The organism is uncultured Porticoccus sp., from assembly GCF_963975625.1.
In the GTDB taxonomy this organism is placed as follows: domain Bacteria; phylum Pseudomonadota; class Gammaproteobacteria; order Pseudomonadales; family Porticoccaceae; genus Porticoccus.
The window spans coordinates 132,462-138,461 of record NZ_CAXBHS010000008.1 but is presented as its reverse complement, the minus strand read 5'-3'; the positions used below and the strand labels follow the sequence as shown (position 1 = coordinate 138,461).

The window sequence follows — 6,000 nt, the reverse complement described above, 5'->3', positions numbered from 1 at the left end:
CAAACCGTCAGAAACTCTACTTTTGAATTGTCCACTTGACGGGGAAGCTTACGCTATGTCAGCCAGACGGCAGTTGGCCGCCGGCCAGAATACTTCATACAGGCGTTTAACTTGTCACTGGTTGCAGAACCGGTTTGAAGCGCACCCCGATAGTCTTTATGCTCACCGGCACCCCTTTTGCCCATGGTCAAACAGGTCCCTCTCCCATGACTGATCGGTCTCCGTTAACCCCATGACAGATTATTTATTGCTTTGCGCCGTCGCTTTTGGTGCAGCCACCCTACTGCCTTTTTATTCCGAGATTCTGTTGGTCGCCCAGCTACGGGATGGACTCGACCCACTGCTGCTGTGGCTGTTCGCAACCACCGGCAATACCCTGGGTGCAGGAGTTAACTGGTGGATCGGGCTGCGTCTGGGGGACTACTCAGAACGCCGCTGGTTTACCTCCCGCAAGGCGGACATAGAGCGGGCGCAAAACTGGTTCAACCGCTACGGCAAATGGAGTCTGCTGATGACCTGGCTGCCGATAGGTGGCGATGCCCTGACGGTGGTCGGCGGTCTGATGAAAGTCCCCGCCAGCACTTTTTTTATTCTGGTGGCCACGGGAAAAGGCCTGCGATATGCAGTAGTGATAATGGGCTATCTGGCTATTTGACGAAAAATCCGGGCAATAGAAATAGATCGACAGGATGACCGGCGATTTCTATTGGCAAACCACCGCATTACGGCCTTTACGCTTCGCTGCGTACAGTGCCATATCGGCCCGCAACAACAGGTCATCCACAGTTTCACCGGACTTGTGCGCCAGCACACCAAAACTGGCTGTGACGGTTTTAACCTCACCATAATCGCCGCTCGCCACAAGTGCGCGGATCTTTTCGGCGGTCTGTGCAGCCGCATCGACCGAGGTGTGCGGCAGAACAATCAGGAACTCTTCTCCACCCCAGCGACCGGCCGTGTCATTGGCACGAATGCTCTGTCGAAGAATGTCCGAAAATGCCATCAGTGCAGCATCGCCCTTGTGATGACCGAAGGTGTCGTTGATCATCTTGAAGTCATCGATGTCCGCCATGATGACGCAGAATTCCGTGCCATAACGGTTGTGGCGGACAATCTCCTCATCCAGCACCTGATCGAGCTTGGCCCGATTGAACAACCCGGTCAGTTTATCTGTCACCGCCAGTTGCATGAGTTCCCTGTTTCGATCTTCAAGTTCGGCCGTGATGGTTTCGATGAAGTGAATGAGCTGGGTTACCACACGGATGTGCTGATTTTTGTACAAGTCGGGCTTGTCTGCCAGGTCGGCTTCAGGTGCCCAACTGACGACATCACAGTCCATCGGTTGTTTCGGCTCGCCTTCCCGCATACCCACCACCAACATGGTGGAGTTGTAATGGCTGATGTGACTGCCCTTACCCAGGAATTCACCATAAGTATAGAAACCGGCGGTTGGTGCGACTTCTTCAAATGGCAGCGTTTCCATTTCAACGTCATTTTGCATCAGAAAGCGCCTGCAGCAGCAGGTATAGAGAAAAATAGCCTCGGGACAAAATTTGCCCAGCTCATCACGAGCATGTTTGGCGTGGGCAATAATTTCTTTGGGGTCACCATAACCGATACGAAATTTATCACCGGGTTTAACATCAGCAATGAAATGTATCCCGCCGTCCTCGGTTGCCTTCATGGGCGTGCGGCCAAGCAGTTCATTATCGCGCTTCACGAGAAACGGGAATTCCAGGGAGTTAAGGAAAAACTGCTGGTCGTTCTCGATACCCAGATAACCGCTGTACACGTCATAGGCAGGCCGGCCATCAATCTCGGTGGCAATCCTGTCATTCTTTGTGGCAGTAATGGTCATTTCCCTGGTCAGCGGCATCCAGCCCGAATAGGTATATTCCTTGATAACCAGATCGTCGCTGATCAGCGCAACCACCACCGCCCCACAGTCAATGGTCTGACGGTTGGCAATAACAAGGCTGTGTTCCATGACAGCATAATCACCTGCACCGCCTCCGAACAGGGGGAAATTGATACCCTCGGAGGCCAGTCCATCCAGCAAGCTGCTGACATTGATTGACAGGGGCGTCGCCAGGAAAAGCACACCGGCTATCTGCTGCTCCTGCTTGAGCAGCTGGTCTCGCAGACCTTCCCCGAGCGCCAGCTCCTCTCCTGGAAGGCAGGTATCGGCAACCACCCGCAGGGTGGTTTTTGCAAAAACGGAAATGGAGAAGACGGTACTATTGGTCAGTGTCTTGCCGTTGGCAATCTCGCCATCTGTGGTCGCACCGACGACAATCGCCTCGGGCATGACGGTCAGCACAGCGTCAGTTACCTGATTTATCCACTCAAGGTTATCGGAAGAAAAGAAGAGCTGTACCAGAATGGCTGAAGGTATTTCCGGCTGGCCTTCCTGAAGCCTCCCGGCCAGCACCTCCAGCTCAGACTGGAAATCGGGGATCGTTTGTACCACGCCGATATGCTGCTTCATAAATTCATCAAATTATATGCCCAAAAAATGGCGGGGAGAGGTCCCGATTGTTGATCAGCATGTTATCCAGAATGAGCGACACCTGGCAAACAGGAGGCACCTGTCAGTCATCGATTTTCTGTTCATTAAATGCCTGAGCGCGGTAATGAGCGCAACGATGTGCATTGATTGAAGCGGTCTGCGACGCAGACCGCTTGTTGTCAAAGCCGCCGGGTCATGAGCGCAGTGCACCCAGCAACTTATCCACGGTTTCCTTGGCATCACCAAATAACATCCGGGTGTTGTCCTTGTAGAACAGGGGATTCTCCACACCGGAATAGCCGGTTGCCATACCGCGTTTCAGTATCACTACCTGACGGGATTTCCAGACTTCGAGAACAGGCATACCCGCGATGGGGCTACCCGGGTCCTCGGCTGCGGCCGGGTTGACAGTGTCATTGGCACCGATTACCAACACCACGTCTGTTGAAGGAAAGTCTTCGTTGATCTCGTCCATCTCCAGCACGATGTCATAGGGAACGTGAGCCTCCGCCAGCAACACATTCATGTGCCCCGGCAATCGACCTGCCACCGGATGGATACCAAACCGCACCGTAATCCCCTTCTCACGCAACAGCTTGGTAATGTCGCCCACCGCATTCTGCGCCTGGGCCACTGCCATGCCGTAGCCGGGCACGATAATTACCGAGTCCGACGACAAGAGTTCCTCGGCGAGCTCATCGATGGAGGTTTCCTGAACACTTTCATCACCCGTCAACGCACTGCTGCTACTGGTCGTTTGGCCAAAGCCACCGAGAATCACGCTGATAAAGGAGCGATTCATGGCGCGACACATAATGTAACTGAGGATGGCACCGCTGCTGCCCACGAGTGCGCCGGTCACAATCAACAGGTCGTTGCCCAGCATGAAACCGATCGAGGCGGCAGCCCAACCCGAGTAGCTATTGAGCATGGAAACCACCACCGGCATGTCGGCACCACCGATAGCCATAATCAGGTGGACACCCAGCACACTGGCGATGATGGTCATGATGATCAGTGCCAGCAATCCGGCCCAGTGACTGTCGGCACCGACAAACATGATCCCCAGTGCCACAGTAACGGCCAGTGCCACCAGATTCATCAGGTGACGACCCGGCAGGGTCAATGCTTTGCTGGACACACGGCCATCCAGCTTGCCGCAGGCAATCAGCGATCCGGTAAAGGTTACCGCACCGATGAAAATGCCGAGAAAGATTTCGACCAGTTTGATGGTGTGCTCCGCACCGTGGGTCACGATCAATGGTTCGATGTAACCGGAGAAGCCCACCAGCACGGCAGCCAGACCGACAAAGCTGTGCAGCAGGGCTACCAATTGCGGCATCTGGGTCATTTCGACCCGGTTGGCCAGAAAAATACCAATGATGCTGCCGAGCACAATCGCAATCAGAATGGCGACCATATCGCCCGTGCCGACATTGGCTATGGTGACGCCAACGGCAATCAGAATCCCGGCGACACCATAGTAGTTACCGCGGCGAGCGGATTCCTGATGACTCAAACCACCGAGGCTGAGAATGAATAATATACTGGCCACTACGTAGGCCACACTGACGATTCCTGGACTCATGGTGTGCCCTCCTTATCGGCGAAACATTTTCAGCATGCGGTGGGTAACCCGAAAGCCCCCGGCCACATTGATGGTAGCAATCAGCACGGCGATAAAAGCCATGATGCCCACTGCACCGCTTTCAGACTGCGCCAGATGCAGCAACGCCCCGATCACGATAATGCCACTGATCGCATTGGTCACACTCATCAGAGGGGTGTGGAGGGACGCCGTCACATTCCAAATCACCTGCCAGCCGATAAAACAGGCCAGGACAAACACCGTAAAATGGGTAAGGAAACTCGGAGGGGCATAGCTACCAATACCCAGCAGCGCCAGCACCGTCACCAGCAGCAGCAACCCCTTGCCCAGCCACCGGCCAATCACGGAGGGCTCTTTGGCCTTTTTACCCGTGGGCGATGGCTCTTCAGTACTCGGCGGCGGCGCGGTATTCACCGCCACCTCCACTTTCGGTGGTGGCCAGGTAACTTCACCATCGTGAACAACTGTGAGCCCGCGAATGACGGTGTCTTCCATATCGACGCTGGGCTGACCATCCTTCTCAGGTGTCAGATCATTCATCAAATGTGTCAGGTTGCTGGCATAGAGATCACTGGACACCTTTGCCATGCGACTGGGCAGATCGGTATAACCGATAATGGACACGTCGTGATGCACAGCGACCTTGCCCGGCTCGGTGAGTTCACAGTTACCGCCCCGCTCCGAGGCCAGATCGACAATCACGCTACCGGGCTTCATCGCAGCCACCATTTCGGCGGTAATCAGTTTCGGTGCCGGACGGCCGGGAATCAGCGCAGTGGTGATAATGATATCCACCTCTTCTGCCTGCTCGGCAAACAGTGCCATCTCGGCCTTGATGAACTCATCGCTCATCTGTTTGGCATAACCGCCACCACCGCTGCCATCTTCATCGCCAAAATCCAGTTCCAGGAATTCGGCACCCATGCTCTCCACCTGTTCCTTCACTTCGAGACGGGTGTCAAAGGCACGCACGATGGCACCCATGCTGTTGGCGGTACCAACGGCAGCAAGGCCTGCCACCCCGGCACCAATCACCATGATCTTGGCAGGGGGGACCTTCCCGGCCGCCGTCACCTGGCCGGTAAAAAAGCGGCCGAAGTGGTTGGCTGCCTCAATGACGGCGCGATAACCGGCGACATTGGCCATGGCGCTCAACGCATCCATTTTCTGCGCGCGACTGATGCGGGGCAGGCTGTCGATAGCGAATACCGTGGCCCCTTTTGCCGCAAGCTTCTCCAGCAGTTCAGGGGTTTGGGCCGGCCAGATGTAGCTGGCCAGACCAGCGCCCTGCTTCATCATGTCAACCTCATGCCTGTCGAGCATGGCGTTTTCCATAGGGGCACGTACTTTCAAAATAAAATCTGCCTGGCTCCAGAGCGCAGGCGCATCAATAGCAATTGCCGCGCCAGCGTTGGTATAGGCTTCATCGTCATAGTGCGCTGGTTCGCCAGCTCCCGACTGAACCAATACCTCATAGCCGAGCTTGAGCAGCTTTTGAACGGAGGCAGGAGTGGCGGCAACACGCCTTTCGTCGGGATAAATTTCTTTGGGGATACCTATTGTTGTCATTCGCTTTCTCTCCAGGTCTGAACACCATTATCTGGTGCACTGATCGAAACATGGAAACCCTGGCTTCGGGCTCATTCTCATTTCAGCGGATCATGCCAGTTCCACAGCAAACCTGACTGTGATACCGAGTTTAATGATTTAACGACTCGCCCCACAGGACCGGGCAGGGGTACGATCCTACGCGAATTTTAACTTCCATGCCTCTTTTCGTGGCATCAGCATAAACCATTAACAGATAGTATTCTGCAAAGAGACTGATAGGGAATTTTGATTGACACTGCTCCGTCACCCCGATGAGGGCGCGGCTATCAGG

At 54.8% G+C, this 6,000-nt stretch carries 4 protein-coding genes; 1 reads left to right on the top strand and 3 read right to left on the bottom strand.

Features of this window, described 5'->3' with window-relative positions; all coding sequences use genetic code 11:
* Window positions 1–232 precede the first annotated feature (232 nt).
* Entirely contained in the window at window positions 233–655 is a 423-nt protein-coding gene (locus tag AACZ64_RS09110; protein ID WP_036860010.1) for a YqaA family protein, read from the top strand.
* 48 nt (window positions 656–703) lie between these two features.
* On the opposite strand, the gene AACZ64_RS09105 is transcribed toward AACZ64_RS09110, so the two are convergent.
* The 3 genes from AACZ64_RS09105 to AACZ64_RS09095 form a co-directional block, all read right to left on the bottom strand.
* Window positions 704–2,488 (bottom strand): GGDEF domain-containing protein, encoded by a 1,785-nt coding sequence (locus AACZ64_RS09105; protein WP_293615366.1) that lies wholly within the window; start codon window positions 2,486–2,488, stop codon window positions 704–706.
* 214 nt (window positions 2,489–2,702) lie between these two features.
* Window positions 2,703–4,097 carry a Re/Si-specific NAD(P)(+) transhydrogenase subunit beta gene (pntB, locus tag AACZ64_RS09100; RefSeq protein ID WP_293615365.1) on the bottom strand — a complete coding sequence of 465 codons (1,395 nt, stop codon included), beginning with the start codon at window positions 4,095–4,097 and terminating at the stop codon, window positions 2,703–2,705.
* 12 nt (window positions 4,098–4,109) lie between these two features.
* Window positions 4,110–5,687 (bottom strand): Re/Si-specific NAD(P)(+) transhydrogenase subunit alpha, encoded by a 1,578-nt coding sequence (locus tag AACZ64_RS09095; RefSeq protein ID WP_339639903.1) that lies wholly within the window; start codon window positions 5,685–5,687, stop codon window positions 4,110–4,112.
* Window positions 5,688–6,000 lie beyond the last annotated feature (313 nt).

Excerpts from the sequence above, each read along its gene's own strand:
- pntB (WP_293615365.1), bottom strand. The coding sequence starts at position 4,097 with ATGAGTCCAGGAATCGTCAGTGTGGCCTACGTAGTGGCCAGTATATTA.
- AACZ64_RS09105 (WP_293615366.1), bottom strand. The coding sequence starts at position 2,488 with ATGAAGCAGCATATCGGCGTGGTACAAACGATCCCCGATTTCCAGTCT.
- AACZ64_RS09110 (WP_036860010.1), top strand. The coding sequence starts at position 233 with ATGACAGATTATTTATTGCTTTGCGCCGTCGCTTTTGGTGCAGCCACC.
- AACZ64_RS09095 (WP_339639903.1), bottom strand. The coding sequence starts at position 5,687 with ATGACAACAATAGGTATCCCCAAAGAAATTTATCCCGACGAAAGGCGT.